At 63.7% G+C, this 20,099-nt stretch carries 16 protein-coding genes; 9 read left to right on the forward strand and 7 right to left on the reverse strand.

Annotated features, from left to right (window positions below; genetic code table 11):
• The first annotated feature begins 1 nt into the window (after position 1).
• The 5 genes from WBP06_RS21565 (at position 2) to WBP06_RS21585 (ending at position 5,604) form a co-directional block, all read left to right on the forward strand.
• Entirely contained in the window at positions 2-379 is a 378-nt protein-coding gene (locus tag WBP06_RS21565; RefSeq protein WP_395337118.1) for a nuclear transport factor 2 family protein, read from the forward strand.
• 15 nt (positions 380-394) lie between these two features.
• Positions 395-1,597 (forward strand): acetyl-CoA C-acyltransferase, encoded by a 1,203-nt coding sequence (locus WBP06_RS21570; RefSeq protein ID WP_395337119.1) that lies wholly within the window; start codon positions 395-397, stop codon positions 1,595-1,597.
• Between the two features lie 5 nt (positions 1,598-1,602).
• Positions 1,603-3,189 (forward strand): FadD3 family acyl-CoA ligase, encoded by a 1,587-nt coding sequence (locus WBP06_RS21575; RefSeq protein WP_395337120.1) that lies wholly within the window; start codon positions 1,603-1,605, stop codon positions 3,187-3,189.
• Between the two features lie 263 nt (positions 3,190-3,452).
• A complete protein-coding gene (locus WBP06_RS21580) occupies positions 3,453-5,153 on the forward strand; it encodes a thiamine pyrophosphate-binding protein (RefSeq protein ID WP_395337122.1) in 1,701 nt (566 codons plus the stop codon).
• A 193-nt stretch (positions 5,154-5,346) separates the two neighbouring features.
• Complete coding sequence (locus WBP06_RS21585) at positions 5,347-5,604, forward strand: hypothetical protein (protein WP_395337123.1); 258 nt, start codon at positions 5,347-5,349, stop codon at positions 5,602-5,604.
• A gap of 30 nt (positions 5,605-5,634) precedes the next feature.
• Here WBP06_RS21585 and WBP06_RS21590 read toward each other — a convergent pair whose 3' ends face one another.
• Entirely contained in the window at positions 5,635-6,522 is an 888-nt protein-coding gene (locus WBP06_RS21590) for an exonuclease domain-containing protein (RefSeq protein WP_395337125.1), read from the reverse strand.
• A 285-nt stretch (positions 6,523-6,807) separates the two neighbouring features.
• Here WBP06_RS21590 and WBP06_RS21595 point away from each other — a divergent pair, with 285 nt between their 5' ends.
• Positions 6,808-8,787, forward strand: coding sequence for an alkyl/aryl-sulfatase (locus tag WBP06_RS21595; RefSeq protein WP_395337127.1), 1,980 nt, complete (start codon positions 6,808-6,810; stop codon positions 8,785-8,787).
• 88 nt (positions 8,788-8,875) lie between these two features.
• Here WBP06_RS21595 and WBP06_RS21600 read toward each other — a convergent pair whose 3' ends face one another.
• From WBP06_RS21600 to WBP06_RS21610, 3 genes are read right to left on the reverse strand one after another with little or no spacing between them, the layout of a single operon-like run.
• Positions 8,876-9,310, reverse strand: coding sequence for a hypothetical protein (locus WBP06_RS21600; RefSeq protein ID WP_395337128.1), 435 nt, complete (start codon positions 9,308-9,310; stop codon positions 8,876-8,878).
• 34 nt (positions 9,311-9,344) lie between these two features.
• Entirely contained in the window at positions 9,345-10,121 is a 777-nt protein-coding gene (locus tag WBP06_RS21605; protein ID WP_395337129.1) for an SDR family NAD(P)-dependent oxidoreductase, read from the reverse strand.
• The gene (locus WBP06_RS21610) at positions 10,118-10,612 is read right to left on the reverse strand and encodes a nuclear transport factor 2 family protein (RefSeq protein ID WP_395337130.1); all 495 of its coding nucleotides are present in this window, start codon (positions 10,610-10,612) and stop codon (positions 10,118-10,120) included. Before WBP06_RS21610 ends, WBP06_RS21605 begins: the two co-directional genes overlap by 4 nt.
• 333 nt (positions 10,613-10,945) lie before the next feature.
• On the opposite strand from WBP06_RS21610, the gene WBP06_RS21615 reads away from it, so the two are divergent.
• Both WBP06_RS21615 and WBP06_RS21620 read left to right on the forward strand, forming a co-directional pair.
• Entirely contained in the window at positions 10,946-13,285 is a 2,340-nt protein-coding gene (locus tag WBP06_RS21615; protein ID WP_395337131.1) for a TonB-dependent receptor, read from the forward strand.
• A complete protein-coding gene (locus WBP06_RS21620; protein ID WP_395337132.1) occupies positions 13,275-14,747 on the forward strand; it encodes an esterase-like activity of phytase family protein in 1,473 nt (490 codons plus the stop codon). The genes WBP06_RS21615 and WBP06_RS21620 overlap by 11 nt, the downstream gene beginning before the upstream one ends.
• Positions 14,748-14,757: 10 nt before the next feature.
• Here WBP06_RS21620 and WBP06_RS21625 read toward each other — a convergent pair whose 3' ends face one another.
• Positions 14,758-15,501 (reverse strand): hypothetical protein, encoded by a 744-nt coding sequence (locus WBP06_RS21625; protein WP_395337133.1) that lies wholly within the window; start codon positions 15,499-15,501, stop codon positions 14,758-14,760.
• 98 nt (positions 15,502-15,599) lie between these two features.
• Complete coding sequence (locus WBP06_RS21630) at positions 15,600-16,538, reverse strand: alpha/beta fold hydrolase (protein WP_395337134.1); 939 nt, start codon at positions 16,536-16,538, stop codon at positions 15,600-15,602.
• Between the two features lie 272 nt (positions 16,539-16,810).
• On the opposite strand from WBP06_RS21630, the gene WBP06_RS21635 reads away from it, so the two are divergent.
• Positions 16,811-17,938, forward strand: coding sequence for an NAD(P)/FAD-dependent oxidoreductase (locus WBP06_RS21635; protein WP_395337135.1), 1,128 nt, complete (start codon positions 16,811-16,813; stop codon positions 17,936-17,938).
• On the opposite strand, the gene paoC is transcribed toward WBP06_RS21635, so the two are convergent.
• Positions 17,904-20,093, reverse strand: a complete 2,190-nt coding sequence (gene paoC, locus WBP06_RS21640) for an aldehyde oxidoreductase molybdenum-binding subunit PaoC (protein WP_395337136.1) — start codon at positions 20,091-20,093, stop codon at positions 17,904-17,906. The two genes, WBP06_RS21635 and paoC, sit on opposite strands and share 35 nt — an antisense overlap.
• Between the last annotated feature and the right edge of the window lie 6 nt (positions 20,094-20,099).

A 20,099-nucleotide genomic window follows, 5' to 3' on the forward strand; every position in this document is an offset into this window, starting at 1 on the left:
GATGCCCGATCCCAAGCATATGGAATCCGCAGTGCACGAATACGTGGCGGCCTTTTCTGCCGGCAGCGCAGACCGCGTTGCCGCGCTTTTTGCCGAGAATGCCACTGTCGAAGATCCGGTTGGATCGCCCATCCACGAAGGGCTGGCCGCGATCCATGCCTTCTACTCGGCATCGATGGCGACCGGCGCGAAACTGACGCTGGAAGGGCCGGTGCGGGTGGTGACCGACTATGCGGTCTTCGCCTTTGCCGTCCACCTCGAATGGGAGGGCGGCGCCAAGCGGATCGACGTGATCGACAGCTTCCGTTTCGACGAGGCCGGAAAGGTCGCCGAGATGCGGGCCTTCTGGGGCCCTGACAACATGCACGGATTTACCTGAGAGGATATCGAGACAATGCGCGAAGCCGCCATCATTTCCACGGCCCGCACCGGCGTCGGCAAGGCCTATCGCGGGGCGTTCAACGATACGGAGGCGCCTCGCATGGCCGCCCATGTCGTGAACGCCGCCATCGCCCGTGCCGGGATCGATCCCGCCCGCGTCGACGATGTCTACATGGGCTGCGCGAACCAGTGGAACACGCAAAGCTACAACATCGGCCGCCTTGCCGTGCACGGCTCCGTCCTGCCCGACACCACTGCCGGCTTCGCGATGGACCGCAAGTGTTCCAGCGGCCTTAACGCGCTGGCCTTCGCGGCGCGCGGCATCATCGCGGGCGAGATCGACGTGGCGCTTTCGGGCGGCACCGAAAACGTCTCGCTGACGATCGACAAGCACTACCCCAATTTCCGCAACCGTTCGGAATGGGTGAAGGAACACGATCCCTACGCCTACATGGCGATGATCGAGACGGCGGAGATCGTGGCCGAACGCTATGGCGTCAGCCGTGAGGATCAGGACCGTTTTGCCGCGCTCAGCCAGCAGCGCGCCGCCGCCGCGCAGGAAGCCGGACGCTTCGATGCCGAGATCGAACCGATCGCGCTGACCAAGGCGCTGTTCGACAAGGAGGGCAACGAAACCGGCAAGGAAGAAGTCCTGCTGACGAAGGACGAAGGCATCCGCGCTGGCACGACGTTCGAGAAGCTGAGCGAGCTGAAGCCGGTGTTCAAGAACGGGCAGGTCGTGAAGGAAGGCCGCCACGTAACGGCGGGCAATGCCAGCCAGCTTTCGGATGGCGCATCGGCGCAGATCGTCATGGACCTTGCCACCGCGCAGAAGGAAGGGCTGCCGGTGCTGGGGCTCTATCGCGGCTTTCAGGTTGCGGGTTGCGGCGCCGACGAGATGGGCATCGGCCCGGTCTTCGCGATCCCCAAGCTGCTGGAACGCAACGGCTTGAAGATCGACGATATCGGCCTCTGGGAAATCAACGAGGCGTTCGCCAGCCAGGCGATCTATTGTCAGCGCGAACTGGGCATCGATCCGGACAAACTGAACGTCAACGGCGGTGGCATCGCCATCGGCCATCCCTTCGCGATGACCGGCTCACGGCTGGTCGGCCATGCGCTGATCGAGGGCAAGCGGCGCGGGGTGAAATACGTCGTCGTCTCGATGTGCGTGGCGGGCGGCATGGGCGCCGCCGGTCTGTTCGAAGTCGCCTGAAGGGCATGAGCCGCATGACGGAAGCGATGGGAATCTGGCCGGCGACGATCCCCGGTGCGGCGGCGGCGGCGGCGGAGCGCTGGCCGGATCGCACGGGGCTGATCGTGGGCGATCGGCAATGGACTTTTGCTCAGCTATGGGCCGATGCGCGGGCGGCGGCATCGGCCATCATGGCCAGCGGCGTGGGCCACGGCGATCGGGTTGCCATCTGGGGACCCAACACGCGCGAATGGATCCTGGCGGCCTTGGCGACGCACATCGCCGGGGCGACCGTGGTGCCGCTCAACACCCGCTTCAAAGGCGCGGAGGCGGGCGAGATCCTGCGTCGTGCGAAAGTGCGCCTGCTGTTCGCGCCGGGCAATTTCCTGGGGCAGGACTTTGCGGACCTGATCGCGGGGGAGGACTTGCCCGATCTTGCCGAAACGGTCCGCATCGACAGCGGCTGGGACGCCTTCGTCGCGCGTGGCAAAGGGCCGCAAGACCCGGCGATCGATGCCGCAATGGCGCGCCTGACCGGTGATGACATCAGCGACGTGATCTTCACCTCCGGCACCACCGGCCGCCCCAAGGGCGCGCTGACGGCGCATCGGCAGGCGATCCAGATCTTCGGTGACTGGTCCGTGCGCGTGGACCTGCGGGAGGGCGACCGCTACCTGATCGTCAATCCGTTCTTCCATACCTTCGGCTACAAGGCGGGCTGGGTGCCCTGCCTGTTGCGCGGCGCGACGATCGTGCCGATGGTCACATTCGACGTGGGCGAGATGGTCCGCTTGATCGAAAGCGCGAAGATCAGCTTCATCCCCGGCCCGCCGACGATCTACCAGTCGCTCTTGCAGGAATTGGCCGGCGATCAACTGGCGGGCGAGCAACTGGCGGGCGGTAGGCCGCGCGATTTCTCTTCGCTGCGCGTGGCGGTGACCGGTGCGGCGCCAGTGCCGCCGGTGCTGGTGGAGCGAATGCGCAGTGAACTGGGCATGTCCAACGTCGTCAACGGCTATGGCATGACCGAATGCGGTGCCATCGCGATGACGCGGCAGGGCGACGATGCCGAGACGATTGCTCACACCTGCGGTTATCCGCTGCCGGGGATCGAGGTGCGCTGCGTCGACGATGCGGGGCGTGACCTGCCGCCGGGCGAAGCGGGTGAAATCCTGGTGCGCGGCCATGCCGTGATGCGCGGCTATCTCGACGATCCCGTTGCCACGGCGGAAGCGGTGGATGCGGAGGGGTGGCTGCATACCGGTGACATCGGCACCGTCGACGCGCGCGGCTATCTGGCGATTACCGACCGCAAGAAGGACATGTTCATCTCGGGCGGGTTCAACGTCTATCCGGCCGAGGTGGAGAAGCTGCTGAACGCCCATCCATCGGTGGCGCAAGCGGCTGTGATTGGCGTGGCGGATGAGCGCATGGGCGAAGTGGGCCGCGCCTATGTGATCGCCCGCAGCGGTGCGGCGCTGAGCGCAGACGATCTTGCCGCATGGGCGAAGGCGAACATGGCGAACTACAAGGTGCCGCGTAGCTTCGTGCTGGTGCCGGACCTGCCGCGCAACGCTGCGGGGAAGGTGCTGAAGACCGAACTGCGGGCGTGATCCCCGATCCTCTCGCGGCCCCCGCGCATTCCTTGAAAGGCGGTTCCCGGGTCGCCTGACGCAGCGGTAACGCGCAACAGATATCTGACCTCGACGGCGGGCCTAACCCCGGCCGTCGAGGCCCCTTGCCATGACCTTGCGGCGCAGATCGCCACCAACAACAGGAAGCCACGAAGCGTCGATCATCTTAAACAAGGGTAGAGACAGGGAGCGGACCGGGGCGTGATGCGTTGTCACGCTGACAGCGGAACGAAGAGGCCCTTATGTCCCGAACGGTAGCCGAATTGCTGGTCGACACCCTCGCGCAGTTGGGCGTTCGTCATGTGTTTGGTGTGGTGGGCGATGCTCTCAACCCATTCACCCATGCTCTCGACGCGGAGGATGCCATCGACTGGATCGGCGTCCGCCATGAAGAAGGCGGCGCTTTGGCGGCCGCCGGGCAAGCCAAACTGACAGGCCGCCTTGGTGTGTGCTGCGGGACGACCGGGCCGGGCGGCAATCACCTTGTCGCGGGCCTGTATGAGGCGCGCAAGGATCATGCTCCGGTGCTGGCCATTACCGGGGGCGTGCCGGCTGAGAAGCGAGGGACGGATTATCTCCAGGAGGACGATCCAGCCCTGCTGTTTCGCGACGTTGCGGTCTACAGCCAGGTGATCAGTGCGGCGGAACAGGCCCCCGCCGTGATCCGCGAAGCGATCGCCGCCGCTTATGCCGAACGCGGCGTTGCCCATATCAACGTGCCGCCGGAGGTCTTTGCGGCAAAGGTCGAAAGCGACGTCGCCAGCATGGCGACGCTGCGGCCGCGACCCGAAATTGCGCCGTCGCCGGCCGATGTGGCCGAAGCCGCCCGGATGATCGGCGAGGCGAAGACCGTTGCGGTGTTCTGCGGGCAGGGCTGCCATGGTGCGGGTTCCGAGCTGGAGCAATTGGCCGACAGGTTGCAGGCGCCCCTCATGCACACGTTCCGCGGCAAGAGCATTCTTCCATTCGATCATCGCTGCTGGATCGGCGGGGTGGGCCTGATTGGTTCCAAGGCCGGGGTGGACGCCATCAATGGGGCGGACCTGCTGCTGATGCTGGGCACCGACTATCCTTATTCCGAATTCCTGCCCCAACATGGCCGGATTATCCAGATCGACGAACGCGCACTTGCCTTGGGGAGACGCGCTCCGGTGGCTCTGGGGATCGTGGGTTCGGTGCGCCCGGCGTTGACGATGCTGCTGGAACGTCTTTCCGCCCGATCGGACCGCACGTTCCTTGAAAAGGCGCAGGCCGCGCGGGACGAATGGAACGCGATGCTGGACAAGCGGGCAGACGTTGCACGCACGCCCGGCAAACTTCATCCGCCCGCACTGGCGCGGGCGATCAGCAATCATGCGGCCGACGATGCGATCGTGGTTACCGATACTGGCGAAGTGACGCTCTGGGCGGCGAACTGGTGGCGGCAGAGCGGCAGGCAGCAGCACACCGGTTCGTTCAACAACGCAGCGGTTGGCACGGGGCTGGGCCTGGCTAACGGTGCGCAGCTTCTGGACCGCTCGAGGCAGGTGATCGCCCATGTCGGCGATGGGGGCATGACGATGCTGCTGGGCGAATTCATGACCAGCGTGGAGCATCAATTGCCGGTGAAGATCGTCGTCTACGACAACGCCGAGTGGGGCCTGGTCCATCTCGAGATGGAAGTGGCCGGGCTGCCGGCAGCCAAGGGCTCGACGTTCCCGAACATCGACTTTGCCGCCTTCGCCAAGGCTTGCGGAGCGCAAGGCTTCACGGTGCGCGATCCCGCCCAGCTGGATGCGACGATTGCGCAGTTTCTTGCCGCGCCCGGGCCGGCGATCCTGCACGCCATCGTCGATCCCGACGAGTTGCCGACCATGCCGCACATCGATCCGGCCAAAGTCCTGCGCTTCGGCATCGCCAAGGTTCGCGAGGCCTGGCACAGCCTGCGCGGTCCCGGCGCCTGATCGCATGGCCGGTGTAATCGCAGCGAGCAGGCCGACCGGGAAACGCAGTTGCGGATCATTGTTTGGTTAGAGCGTTTTCTAATCAGGTGGAATCACCTGATGACTCGGAAAACACGATAAACCAAAAACTTAGAGCAGTTGATCCGATGCAATCGGATCGGAAACTGCTCTATTGGCAATGCAGGAGCGAACGATGCCGAAATTCATGTTCGAAACGCCGGATGGCGATGAGGTGCTGGTCAATTCGACGGATGTCGTCGATCTTGTCGAGGGGCGCGACGATCAGGTGACCGTCATCGAATTGGAGGATGGCGAGGAGATATCGGTTCTGGCGACGCGGCGGGAAGTCGTGATCCACCTCGATCTCGATCCCGTGCAATTCCTGAGCGGCGAATATACGGACGATGATCTGCCGGAAGATTTTGACGACGACGATTACGAAAGCGAGTGAGCGGGCAAGCAGCCGCGACCTTGGTAGATCTTAAGCCGAAAGATTTCCCAAAAGCCGGGCGCGCAGTTCCACTTCGGTGACGATCTCCATGGCTGCCCCGGAATCGCGCAGTTTTTCCGCCTTGTGATGTTCCGCATGGGCTGCCGCCCAGCGACCGAAAGTCTGGTGGGTGCTGATGACCAGCATCGTCGTGGTCGTGCCGACGCTGGAGACGACGCGCGCCCCGTGTGCTGCAAGGAACTGGGCCAGCGCCTCGTCGCGCCGTTCACCCAGGATGGCAATACGCTGGCCTTTCAGTGGGCCGGTTTCGGCGGCGCGTGGAGCCTTGCCTGGCTTTGCGGGCTTGGCCAGCCAGCCTTGCAGGTCGATGCCGGTGTCTTCGATGGCCCGCAGGATCACCATGCCCGCTGCACGCGCATCGCTGAGCGCATCGTGATGGCGGTGGCGGATTTTCAAGTGGCTGGATAGCGTGTTGAGGCGGTGATTGGGCAATTGCGGCCATGCCCGCTTGGCCACACGCACGCTGTCGAGCCAGGTCGTTTCGATGAAGGGCAGTCCGCCGATCCGGCAGGCAGCGGACAGCGCGCCCTTGTCGAATCCCGAATGCGCGACCGTGACGCGCCCCGTCAGGTGCTCTGCGATGATGCCATGGATAGCGCCGAATGCCGGCTTGCCCGCCACATGGTCCGGCGAAATGCCATGGATGCCGATGTTGAATGGGGAAAATTCGTCCTGTGGGTCGATCAGCGTTTCGTAGGCAAACACCTCCTGACCGGCCCGGAAGCCGACGATGCCGATCTGGCAGATGCTGCTGACCCGCGCACAGGCGGTCTCCACGTCGACCACGACGAAGTCCGGTTGTTCGGCAGGTGCGGTCTGGTCCGGAGCGAAGGGGGCGTTCGAGTCAGGAAGCTTCATGGCGATCCTCTAGCAGTTCGGCCGGGAAAGCGCGATGCGCTGTTCGGGCCTCTTCCCCGCAGAGTGCTCCCAGAGAAAATCCCCCGCCACATCGGGGAGATCACCGATGTGGCACCTTCAAAGCGCGTGATATGCGCAGAAAAAGTGCCGAAAATGGAAGATCCGTGCTCGCGGTTTCAAGATTTCAGGTGCGATTTGACGCGATCGAGGCGGTTATAATCCGCTTTCGCGCGTGGGTGGGGTCAGGAAATTCGGCTGCTTCGGACGATCGACAGGGGAACATCGATGACATCCAAGATCAGATTGGCGCGTGTGTTTCCGGCATTCTTGCTGGGCACAATTCTCACCACGCCCGTTGCTTCGCAAAGCCAGGATGCCCGCAACGATGCGACGGAGGCGACGAAACAGGCCAATGACAGCCTGCTGCGCACCCTGCCGTTTTCCGACAAATCGGATTTCGCCGATGCCCGACGGGGCCTGATCGCGCCGCTGCCCGAAGAGACGATAAAGGGCAGTTCCGGCAACGTGATCTGGAATCCGCGCCAATACAGCTTCATCAAGCAGGACTCTGCGGCGCCGGCCACGGTCAATCCCAGTCTTTGGCGACAGGCCCAATTGATCACCATCAGCGGCCTGTTCGAGGTGGTTCCCGGGATCTACCAGGTCCGCAATGCAGACCTTTCGAACATGACGATCGTCGAAGGCAAGGAAGGCGTGACGGTGATAGATCCGCTGATCTCGGCCGAAACGGCCAAAGTGGGCATGGATCTCTATTTCAAGCACCGCGGGCAGAAGCCGGTGAAGGCGGTCATCTACACGCACAGCCATGTCGACCACTATGGCGGCGTGAAGGGCGTCGTCAGCGAGGCGGACGTTGCGGCCGGCAAAGTGAAGATCTACGCGCCGGAGGGCTTTCTTGAGGCCGCGGTTGCCGAAAACGTGATGGCCGGCAACGCGATGAGCCGCCGCGCGAGCTACATGTACGGGAACCTGCTGAAGCCGGACCCCAAGGGGCAGGTCGGCGCAGGCTTGGGCACGACGACGTCGGCCGGCACCGTGACCCTCATCGCACCGACCGACTATGTCCAGAAAACCGGCGAGAAGCAGGTGATCGACGGGCTGACCTATGAATTCCTGATGGCCCCCGGTTCCGAGGCTCCGGCGGAAATGATGTGGTTCATCGAGGAAAAGAGAGCGATGGAATCGGCCGAGGATGCCACCCACACGCTCCACAACACCTATTCCCTGCGCGGCGCCAAGATCCGTGAGCCTCTGCCCTGGTCCAAGTACCTCAATCAGGCGCTGGCGATGTGGGGCGACAAAGTCGACGTGATCTTTGCCCAGCATCACTGGCCGACCTGGGGCAACGACAAGGCCGTTTCGCTGCTGAAGAGCCAGCGCGATCTCTATCGTTTCATCAATGACGAAACGCTGCGGATGGCCAATCAGGGCATGACGATGCGCGAGATTGCCGAGGCGTTCAAGATGCCCGACAGCCTCGCCAACGTCTGGGCCAATCGTGGTTATTACGGCTCGGTCTACCACGATGTCGCGGCGACCTATGTGCTTTACCTTGGCTGGTTCGATGGCAATCCAGCAACGCTTCACGAATTGCCCCCGGTCGAGGAGAGCAAGAAGTACGTGGAATTCATGGGCGGCGCCGATGCGGTGCTCAAGCGCGCCAAGGGGGCCTATGACAATGGCGAATACCGCTGGGTGGCTCAGGTCGTCCACCACGTTGTCTTCGCCGATCCCAGCAATCAGGCGGCCAAGAATCTGGAAGCCGATGCGCTTGAACAGCTTGGCTACCAGGCGGAATCCGGGCCCTGGCGCAACTTCTACCTGACGGGCGCGCAGGAGCTGCGCAAGGGCGTTGCAAAGCTGCCGACGCCGAATACCGCCAGCCCCGATACGGTGAAGGCCATGTCGGTAGACATGTTCCTGGACTATCTGGCCGTGCGCCTGAACGCGGAGAAGGCCGCGAATGCCAAGGCCAGGATCAACCTGGATCTGGGCAAGGACGGCACCTATTTGCTCGAACTGGAAAACGGGGTGCTCAACCACTCATCCGGTAACGTGCCCAATGCCGACGCCACCGTAACGCTCTCGCGCGACACGCTGAACCGGATCATCCTGCAGCAGACCAAATTCCAGGATGCCGTTTCGTCCGGCGAAATGCAGATCGTCGGTGATCAGGCAAAGGTCGGCGATCTCGTCTCGAACCTCGACACGTTCGAGTTCTGGTTCAACATCGTAACCCCCTGATGGGGCTGTTTGATGCGTCAGTTCAGAGCGATCGCCCGCCGCTCATGCGGCGGGCGATCCATGAGCGCGGAAATCGCGCCCCCGCCGGTCACCGCTTTTCAAGGGGCATGACATAGACGTCGAGATGGCGGATGCGTTCCGCATCGTCGAATTCGTAGATCGTCACGGTGTTCGACACGTCGGTTACCCCACCGCGCGCGTTGCGTTCCTCCAGTTCCAGGATCACGCGGCCCGGCTGCTCGGTGACGTGCCGCAACGTTCCCTCCCACGACGTTCCGGCCGCATACTGGGTGATGTAATACTTGTACTTCGCCCAATCGATCACTTCGGCCTGCGGACTGAGGAACACGCCCATGCGAACGTAGCTGTCCACATCGACAAGGCGCTCGATGTCGGCCCAATCGGCGTCCTCCAGCGGCCGCGTCTTGGATTTTTCGACGAGGCGAGAGAACGCCTCGCTATATTCGATCACCTTGCGGGTAAGGCCGGAAAATTCATTCGACCCGGGCATTTCATTCGCCATGTGCTTCTCCCGTTTTTCCGAAGTTCGCGGCCGGTTACGACATCACCAGACCGCCATCGACGTTGATCGATTGCCCGGTGATCGTGCGCGCCTCGTCGGACGCCAGAAACAGCGCCATCCGCGCCACATCCTCGGGGCTGGAGAAAGTCTTCAGCGGAAGCCCGGCCACCAGCCCCGCCTCGATCTCCTCGTACGTCTTCCCCTGCTCACCCGCGATGCGCTTCATGTAGTTGACCATCAGGTCGGTGCCGATCGCACCGGGAACCACGCAGTTGCAGCGAATGCCGAACTCCCCCACTTCGCGGGCGATGGACTTGGTAAGGATGCGCAGCGCGCCCTTGGCGGCGGAATAGTGGCTCTTCCGCGCCATCCCGTCCCACCCCGCGCTGGACGAGAAGTTGACGATCGACCCGGTCCGCCGTTCCAGCATCGAACGGTTCAGCACCTCACGCGTGCAGAGCATCGCGGCCATGCAGTCGGTGCGGTATGTCTCCAGGAAGTTGTCGACCGTCTGCTCCCAAATCCATTTGTCGGTGCCCGGCACGGCCGCATTGTTCATCATCACGTCGACCTGGCCCCAGTGGGTCATCGCCGCCTCCACCATCGCGGCGACATCTGCCTCGTCCGTTACATCGCAGCGCACGGCGATCGCGGCGGTGCCTATCGATGCGGCGACCTGCTCCACCAGTTCCAGTCGCCTTGCCGCCAGTACCAGCCGGGCGCCTTCCTGGGCCATCATGGCGGCCATTACCGGGCCGAGGCCGGTGCTCGCGCCGGTGATGATCGCGACTTTTCCTTCGAACCGGCTCATATCCGCGCCACCTTGCGCATGATCTCATGGCTTTCGGGCGATCCGTCGAGCGCGTGGTTGAGGCGTTCGACAATGCGCCAACCGTTTGCAGTACGGCCCAGCGTCCAGTGGTTCACCGCCGCGCGCCAGAGGAACCAGCGATCATCCTCGCGCAGGATCACCACGGAGTAACCCACCGCCTGCGCCCCATCGCCGTCGATAGTGATCTTCGGCGTGGCGGTAAGATGCGCACAGCCGGTGTTCACCAGATCCAGGTGTCCGGCCCAACCATACATGCCGGCAATCTCGTCGGGCGCGGAAAGGCGTTTGGTGCCGCCGTCGGGCAGGGTGAAGGTATAGCCGCCGCCCGCGCTCCACAGATCGGCAGCGGGCGCGGCCATGGCGCTGTCTACCAATGGGCCGTAAGTGTTCAGCAGGTTGAGGATTTCCAAGTGATCCTCTGCCTTGCGGCAGCGCGCTTCCAGCGCGGCCAGACGGGCTTCGACGTCCATCGCAATCCCCTCCCCGGGTGTCGTGTTTCTCTGCCGGTTTGCCGGTCGAGCCCGTTCGTATGCGGGTCGCGCGAAAGGGTATGTTGCCATCCCGGCATCGTCCATAGCGGCAGGCCGCGTGCCGCAAACTTCACCGGGGCGTTACCGCCGCCGGCCCCGGCAAGCGCGGCCCTGTCGAAGTCGTTCGCCGTAACGCGCCAGCCGATGCGAACTTTTCTCTTATATTTCCGGATTGTAGCGAAAGCGTCATCAACGCGTGGAATAGGCCCGCCCCGGGAAAAAGCTGCCGCGATCCGTAAAGCGCCGGCGTTGTTCAGATACATGGGGGCATGAATGTTGCAGAAGTCCGTGGTAGCCTTGGCGGTTGCCGCCAGTTTTACGGCATCCGTTCAGGCGCAGGCACAGGATGCTGACGCCGGCGCAGCGGACGGCACTGAAGTCCACGATATCGTCGTCATCGGCAGCGGGCAGACCCGCTCGGTCTCCACGCTGCTGCCGTCGAACCTCGACGTGCTGCCCCCAGGCACCAGTGTGCAGAAGGCGCTGAACTTCCTGCCCGGCGTCAGCGCGCAGTCAATCGACGCGCTGGGCGTCAACGAACAATCGATGTCGCTTCAGGTGCGCGGCTTCAGCACCACCCACCTGGGCTATACGCTGGACGGGATGCCGCTGGGCGACGGTGCCTACAACAACTACAACGGCCTTTCGATCAGCCGCGCCCTGATTTCCGAAAATCTGGGTCGCGCCGATCTGGCAACCGGGATCGCCGGTCTTGGTATCGCCTCCACCAGCAACCTTGGCGGCGCGCTCACTTACACCAGCAGCGATCCGCACAAGGATATGGGCGTTGCCTTCAGCCAAACCGGCGGCAGCGCGGACAGCCTGCGCACCTTCGTGCGGCTGGATACCGGCCAGCATGGCGGTTTCTCAGCCTATGTCGCCGGCCAATACAGCGAACAGGATCTATTCGTGCACCAGCGGGATTACAACCGCTCCACCGGCAAGCAGTTGAACGCCAAGGCGAAGTATGAATTCACCGGCGGCACGATCACCGCATTTGCCGACCTGTCGCGCACCAATCAGGCGGACGATGCCTATCTGTCGAAGGATATGCTGAGCCGTCTGGGCTGGGACTGGGGCGGCTATGCGCCGGACTGGAATTCCTACTTGGGCGTCGCCTATTGCTCGGTGACCGGGCCGACCGCACCGACGAAGTGCGTCGCCGCGCCAAAGCCGCAGAAGAATTCGGACGTTACTTTCACCAACGGCCAGATCCTGCGCAACGACAACCTGTTCTACCTTGCCGGCGATTTCGACGTGACCAGCACGCTGAAGGCGCACGCGCAGGTCTACCACCACACCGACAAGGGCGCGGGCAACAACTGGATCGTCGGCTGGTCCAAGCAGGGCACGGCGACGACGGCCGATGACGTGCCGGTGCAGATCCGCGACACGCGCTACACCATCAACCGCACCGGCGCCCTTGGCAGCCTGAGCTGGGACCTTGCCTTCAACCACTTCCAGGCCGGCTTCTGGCTTGAAGAGAACAAGAGCAGCGCCGCGCGCTATATCTGGGCCAACGTCACCGGGCCGTTTGACATCGGCCAGTTCCTTAAGGGTCAGCCGGATACCGCGCAGTGGGTGCAGGAAACCAAGTGGAAGACGCGCCAGTTCTACGTGCAGGACACGGTGAGCCTGCTGGATGACGCGCTGACGGTCGATTTCGGTTTCAAGGGCACTTATTCGCGCTCGAACGCCGAAGCGCAGGACGGCATCGCCAAGGCTGCCCCGCCGGCTAGCACGCAGTTCGCCACAGGTTCGCTCACCGCCAAGGACTACTTCCTGCCGGAAGTGGGCGTGCACTGGCAGGTGGCCCCGCGCCACGAACTCTATGCCAGCTATGCCGAGAACATGGCCATGTACCAGGGCGGCTTCAAGCTGGGCCCGCAGTCTGTCACGCAGACCGTGTGGGACGCGCAGGGCAAGACGCTGAAGCCGGAAACCTCCAAGAGCGTCGAAGGCGGCTATCGCTATGTCAGCGGACCGCTGCAGGTTGCGCTGAGTGGCTATTGGGTGAAGTTCGACAATCGCCTGCTGCAGTACAATCCGTGCCCGACGAACCAGCAGCAGAACCCGGGTTGCGGCAACTCGTTCCACAACGCCGGCAGCGTCACCAGCCGGGGCGTGGAACTGGGCGTGCTGTGGAAGCCGGCACCGTGGATGAGCTGGTACAACTCTGCCTCCTACAACAAGTCCACCTATGATGACGATCTGAACTGGTGCACCACCACGTGCGTCGTAAAGGCGACGGCGGGCAAGCAGCAGGTGGATACGCCCAAGGAGATGTTGGCCAGCGTGCTGACGCTGACGCAGGGCGCGGTCTCGGCGATGGTGCAGGGCAAGTACACCGGCCGACGCTATTACACTTACACCAACGACCAGAGCTTCGGTGGTTACACCACCTTCGATCTGGGCCTTACCTACGATTTTGGTTCGGTTGGCGCGGTGAAGGGGGCCAAGTTGGCGCTGAACGTCACCAACCTCACCAACAAGCGCTATGCGTCGAACTTCGACAACAGCGTGTTCGCGCCGGATGACGCGGCGGGCAGCATCGTGGTGTTCCACTCCTCGGCGCCGCGCCAGTTCTTCGGAACGCTCAGCGTTGATTTCTAAGACACTGACCGCCGGGCTGGCATTGGTCAGCCTGTGCACGGCCCTCCCCGCCTTCGCCGGTGGGGAGGAGCCCATTACGCGGCCGCATCTCGATCAGAACGCCGGCACGCAAGAAGTGACGCTGCGCGGGCGGACCTACGCCAATCTCGGGCTGGTCGGCACCGGCACCGTTCCGGCGGGCACGGCGGATTTTCTGGGTGATACGCTCGGCTCCTTCTCCTCGCTGCAGATCGCGCCGGGCAGTTGGAAGCGGGTTGGCGATCACTACGAAGGCGTCCTCTGGACACTGCCAGACCGGGGGCGAAACGATCCTGCCGCGCGGCTCTTCTTCGACTATCCGGCACGGCTGGAGCGCTTCCGCATCCGGTTTGCGCCGGGCGACGGACAAGTCGATATCGTGCCGGACGGCGGCCTTGAATTGCGCGACTTCCGCGGACGGCCGTTCACCGGCGCCGATCCGGGTGACGGGACCTTGACCGAACGGAGTGTCCTGCTGCCGGCTCCGGCTGATGGGACCGGGCATGGCAAAGTGTCGCTCGACGCGGAATCCCTTCAGTTCACGCGCGATGGCAGTTTCTACATCGGCGACGAATATACCGCGAATGTCTATTACTTCGACCGGGGCGGCAGACTGCGCGGCGTGATCCAGCCACCACCGGCCGTTGTGCCGAAGCGTGGCGGGGCGGCCTATTTCGGTTCGTTGGAGCCGCCGGAAACGGGGCGGCGCAACAACCAGGGCCCAGAGGGCATGTCGCTTTCACCTGATGGCCGCACCCTGCTGGTCGCACTGCAGAGCGCATTGATGCAGGACAGCGCCAGTGGCAATGCCGCAGGCCGCACCGCCATCCGCGTGCTGGCCTATGACGTGCAAGCTTCGCCCACGCCGGCACGGCCGATCGGGCATTACGTCATGCAGTTGCCCGCGTACAATGATGCCGGCGATGGCAGCGTGGCCAATCGTACCGCCGCGCAGAGCGAGATCCGCGCGCTGGACGATCACCGGTTCCTGATGCTCGCACGCGATGCCGCCGGGCGCGGGGCTGAGGGGGATCGACCGATCGTCTACAAGTCGATCCTGCTGGTGGACCTGGCAGGAGCGACCAACATCGCGGGTACCCGATACGAAACCGGTGGGGCCTCGATCCTGCAGAACCCGGATACCCCGGCCTTGCGGCCTGAGATCGTGCCGGCCGAGCGGGCGGAGTTCGTAAACTTGCTCAATCCACCGCAACTGGCACGCTTCGGACTGGATATCGCGGCACTTTCCGAGAAGTGGGAAGCGATGGACCTGGCCCCGGCAATGGATCGGGAGCATCCGGCTGATTATTTCCTGCTCGTCGGCAATGACAACGACTTCATCGCCCGGCACTGCCGAATGTCAGGCCAGTCCTGCGATTCCGCGATCGATAACGACAATCGGATACTCGTCTACCGGGTGAGGCTGCCCGCGCCGCTGCGATAGATGGTAATGCTCAGTTGGCGGTCGTGGTTGTCGGCCCCCAGCCGCCGGCCTCCGAATTCGGGCCATCTTCGGTCATCGAACGGGAACTGCCGGCCATGGTTGACTGCACGGGCTTGAAGCCTTGATCGCTGTCACCCATGGGGCAACCGTTGCGTCGTAACTCGGCTTCGACGGCTTGCATCCGCATAATCGTCTTCGCGGTTCCGCCGACGGCCTGAGATAGATTGTCGGGGCGGCTCACCCCGGCCGCTTCGTTTGCGCGCTGGAAATCGGCCATGATCTGCTCGCAGGTCGCCACGTTGTAGGAGCGGGGCTTGGTTAGCTTGTTCAGCTCGTCCTCCAGCGCCATGCCGAAAAGGCCCATCGTAAGCCCGCGTGATCGAAACGCGGGTGACACGAAATCGTCAGGGGCATCGCCGCGTTCGACGCTGGTGGTAACGTGGGTTTGCCGGCCATTGTCGAATGGTTCGAAATGTGCGGTCATCGCGGTGGCGACCTGGTCGCCGCTCATGACGTACCAGGTCATGTGGTCGGCCGCCTTCTCCAACCTGAAGATCGGCCGTATGCCACCCGCCCGTTCCGCTGTGCCTCCCGGTGCACCGGGCTGCGCCGTGATGTCCAAATCCGCCAGCGCGGCCATCACTTCGCCTTCGGGCCTGCCGACGTCCCGGGAATAGCTTTGAGGACCAAGGGCCCCGAACATATAAGCACCGCCAAGAACAACCGCCGCCGCGGCCGCCGTCTGCTTCAACATATCGCCCTCTTGTGTGGCACCTATTGGTCGAGGGCTATGTTGCTCTTCTTAATAATTCGTGGCTTTGCGATGAAATTCGATTAATCGGCGGGTCGTGTTCAATTCGATTGGGCAGGGCTCTTGCGCAGGAAAGCGGCGATGGCACCGACCGTCTGCTTGGGCTGTTCCTCCATCAGCCAGTGGCCGGAATCCGGGATCACCAGTTCGGTCACATTGCCTGCGGCGGTGCGCATGATGCCTGCCATTGCCGACCCCAGCGAATGGCCTCCGCCGATTGCGAGCACGGGCATTTGCAATGGACCGCGGGCAACGAAGGCGCGGTTATCGATCACGTCCTGATCGAAGGCCGCGAACTGGGAAAAGCCCGCGTGCATGCGCCCGGGCGCCGCATAGAGCTTTGCGTAGTGAACGCGCGCACTTTCGGGAAATGCCGTGCGGCTGGCGGCGAAGTCGTTCCAGAAGCGATCGAGATAGATGCGCTCACGCCCGGCCACCAGTCGTTCCATGTCGGGCCCGCCGAAGCGGAAGTGCCAGAGCAGGGGATTCTTCAGGATTTCGTCCCAGGGGCCAACGCCCGGCACTGGTGCATCCATCATGACCAGATGAGTGGTACGGTCCGGATGTGCTTCGGCGAAGGCGAAGGCCACCATGTTGCCGATATCGTGGCCGACGACGTCCGCCTGCTTCACGTGGAGGCGATCAAGCACGCCGGCCATGTCCTCGGCCTGGTTCTTCTTGGTGAAGCCGGTGGTGGCAGTGGCGGACAAGCCCAGGCCACGCAGGTCCGGTACGATGACGGTGTGATCGCGCATCAGCTCGGCGGCAAGGGGCTGCCACATGTCGCCGGTATCGCCATAGCCGTGGATCAGCAGCACGGCAGGGCCCGATCCACCCACGCGCACGTGCAGGGTTGTGCCGTTGGTAGCGATTTCTTCGGTTCGAAAGCCGGCGGGGAACACGAAGTCCTGGGCGACAGCCGGCAGCGCGGCCCATAGCGAGAGAAGAACGGCAAGCGTGGCAATGGTCGCGCGTTTCATCCTGTTTCCCCTATCTGGTGCCCTGTCGGTGCCCCGGTATATTCGATCTCGATCCCATTATTGCAGAGCGCGTCCGCCTGTTTTGCCGGTGTAATATAGTCAATGAATCTGGCTGCAGGCCTATGCGCAAGCGAGGGGTGACATCTTTTCCGGCGTTGCGCAATCCGGTGATTTATCCATGACTTGCTGCATACTGTGCCGTTGATGGCGCGGGGTCATGATGGCGCGAGAATAGGGCTCGACCGGATCGCATCGCGGAGTACTGTGAAAGCATGGAAGAAACGGGCGCAATCGTGGTGGGGGCAGGGGTCGTGGGGCTCGCCGTTGCGCGAGTGCTGGCGCTCGCCGGGCATGAAGTGCTGGTCCTTGAGCGCGAGCGGCAGTTCGGCATGATCACGTCGTCGCGCAACAGCGGGGTCATCCACGCCGGGCTCTACTATCCAGACGGATCGCTGAAGGCACGGCTTTGCGTTGAAGGGCGCCGCCTTCTTTATGATTTCTGCGAAAGGCGCGGCGTTGCCCATCGGCGCTGCGGCAAGCTGATCATCGCCACGAGCGAGGCGGAGCTTCCCGCTATCGATGCCGTGCTGGCGCGGGGTGCCGCGGCCGGGGTGGAGGATCTGGTTCGGCTCGATCCGGCACAGGTTCGCGCGATCGAGCCGGAACTGGCGTGCCTTGGCGCCGTTCATTCGCCCTCCAGTGGAATCGTCGACCAGCACGAACTGATGCTGGCGCTGCTGGGTGAGGCGGAGGCGAACGGCGCGATGCTGGTGTGCGACGCGCCTGTGGAGCGCGTGGCCCGAACCGGGTCCGGCTGGGAAGCTACGGTGGCCGGTACGCGGGTGACGGCGCCGATCCTCGTCAATGCCGCCGGGCTTGGCGCGCAGGCCGTCGCTCGGTGCATCGATGCGCTTGATCCCGCGCTGGTGCCGCCGCTGTTCCTCGCCAAGGGTTGCTATTTCTCCTATGGCGGCAAGGTCCCGTTTGCCCGGCTGATCTATCCGGTGCCTGGCCCAGCCAGCCTTGGTACGCATTTTACGCTGGATCTTGGTGGGCAGGCGCGGTTCGGCCCCGATATCCATTGGGTCGACGCGATCGATTACACGGTGGATCCGGCGCTCAAGCCCGAATTTCTGGCGGCTGCACGGCGGATCTGGCCCGGCGTGGAGGAGGAGCGGCTACAACCCGCTTATGCCGGGATCCGCCCCAAGCTTGCCGGGCCGGGCATGGCAACCGCGGATTTCGTGCTGCAGGGAGAGGAAACCCACGGGTTGCCCGGGCTGATCAACCTGTTCGGCATTGAATCGCCCGGTCTCACATCCTCCATGGCGATCGCCGAACGGGTGGCGGCCATGCTGGGTGCTGTCAGGCCAAGTGGTCCAGATACTTGTCCAGCGTGATCGGATAATCGCGCACCCTTGTGCCGGTGGCGTTGTAAAGGGCGTTGGCAACGGCGGCACCCGGGCCGCAAATGCCCAGTTCGCCCACGCCCTTGGCTTTCATCGGTGAAACGATCGGATCCAGCGTGTCCAGAAAGATCACTTCCTGATGCGGAATATCGGCGTGAACGGGCACCTCGTAGCCGGCAAGGTCGTGGTTGACGAAGAAGCCGAACCGCTTGTCCACCGCCAGTTCCTCCATCAGCGCGGCCCCGGCTGCCATGACCATCGCGCCGATGACCTGGCTGCGCGCGGATAGCGGATTGAGGATGCGCCCCGCGTCGCACACGGCGAGCATTCTGCGGATGCGGCATTCACCGGTATAGGCGTCTACGGCCACTTCGCAGAAATGGCCCGCATACGTGCCCACGTCATAGTCGCGCTTGAAGGCGCCGAAACTGATCGTGTCCTCTGCCGAGATTTCCCCTGCATCCGACAGTTCGAACGAGCGATTTCCCGCCACGATGCGTTCCCCGGCAAATAGCGCGGCATCGCCGTCGAAACCCAGCTTTTGCCCGATCGCCCGCCGCAGGTTGACGCAGGCGGCATAGACGCCGGCGGTCGAACTGGCCGCGCCCCATTGCCCGCCGGAACCTGACGAAGCGGGGGAGGCGGAATCGCCCAATACGACCGTCACCTTGTCGAGCGGCAGCCCCATCACCTCGGCCGCCGTCTGTGCGATGATCGTATAGGATCCGGTGCCGATATCGGTCATGTCGGTTTCCACGGTCAGTCGGCCGGCGGACCCCAGACTGACCCGCGCGCCCGATTGCATGGTGGGGGCGCCGCGATAGCCGGCGGCGACTCCCATGCCGATCAGCCATCGCCCCTCGCGAACCTGCCCTGGGCGCGGATTGCGGCGAGACCAGCCGAAGCGTTCCGCCCCTTCTTTCAGGCACCGCAGCAGATTGCGGTCCGAAAAGCGCTTGCCGGATCCGCCGGGAACCGTCTGCGGTTCGTTGCGGATGCGCAGTTCGATCGGATCGATTCCCAGCTTTTCGGCCAGTTCATCCATCGCCACTTCCAGCGCGAGATGTCCGGGCGCTTCACCGGGCGCGCGCATCGCATTGCCTTCGGGTAAATCCAGCGTGGCGATGTAGTTGGCGACGAGCCGGTTGGCACCGGCATAGAGTTTAGGCGTCTGAAGCGTGCCGTTTTCGCCATCGTCGCCATTCAGGTTGCCGGACCAGTTTTCGTGCGCGATGGCGGTGATCAGCCCGTCCCGACCGGCACCGATGCGCAGTCGCTGGATCGTGGCGTGCCGATGCGTGGTATTGTTCGCCATCAGCGGACGTTGCAGCGCCACTTTGACCGGCCGTCCCGCGGCGCGCGCACCCAGCGCAGCCAACACGGCATCGGCGCGAACGAACAGCTTTCCACCAAAACCGCCACCGATATAGGGCGAAACGATGCGCACGTTGGCCTCATCCATCTGAAGGATTTTCGCCATGCTGCGCTTGGCCCAGGCGATCATCTGGTTCGATGTCCACAAGGTCAGTTGCTCGCCCTGCCAGGCGGCGATGGTGGCGTGCGGCTCCATCATCGCATGGCTTTCGTCAGGCGTGGTATAGCGGGCATCCACCGTGACCGGCGCGGCCGCAAAGGCGGTTTCGAAGTCACCCAGCGTCTGCCGATCGGGCTTGCCGTCATCGCCTTTCGCCAGTGGCGCGGTGGGTGCGGCACTGCCAAGGTCGAAATTGCCCTGGCTATGCTGGTACTGCGTGCGGATCAGCGCGGCGGCGGCACGCGCCTGCTCGAAGGTTTCGGCAACCACGCAGGCCACGGCCTGATGGTAGTGCGAAACCTCGCTGCCCCCGAACAGGGGGGCATTGTTCGACATACCCTTGCCCACGGGCTTGGTCTCGGGCGCGGCGATAACCGCAAGAACGCCGGGCGCCGCGCGGGCATGGGATGTATCCATGGCAACGATGCGGCCCTTGGCGATGGCGGCGCCGACGATATAGCCATAGGCCTGGTTCGCCACCACGTCATGCCGTTCATAGGCGTAAGGTGCGGTGCCGGTGGTCTTCAGCGGACCGTCGATGCGCGGCGTGGACTGGCCGACCAGCCTGGATCGGTCGAACAGGTTTTCGCCTGCGGCAGCCTCGAACTTCATGACGGG

Source organism: Novosphingobium mississippiense (assembly GCF_044029535.1).
In the GTDB taxonomy this organism is placed as follows: Bacteria; Pseudomonadota; Alphaproteobacteria; order Sphingomonadales; family Sphingomonadaceae; genus Novosphingobium.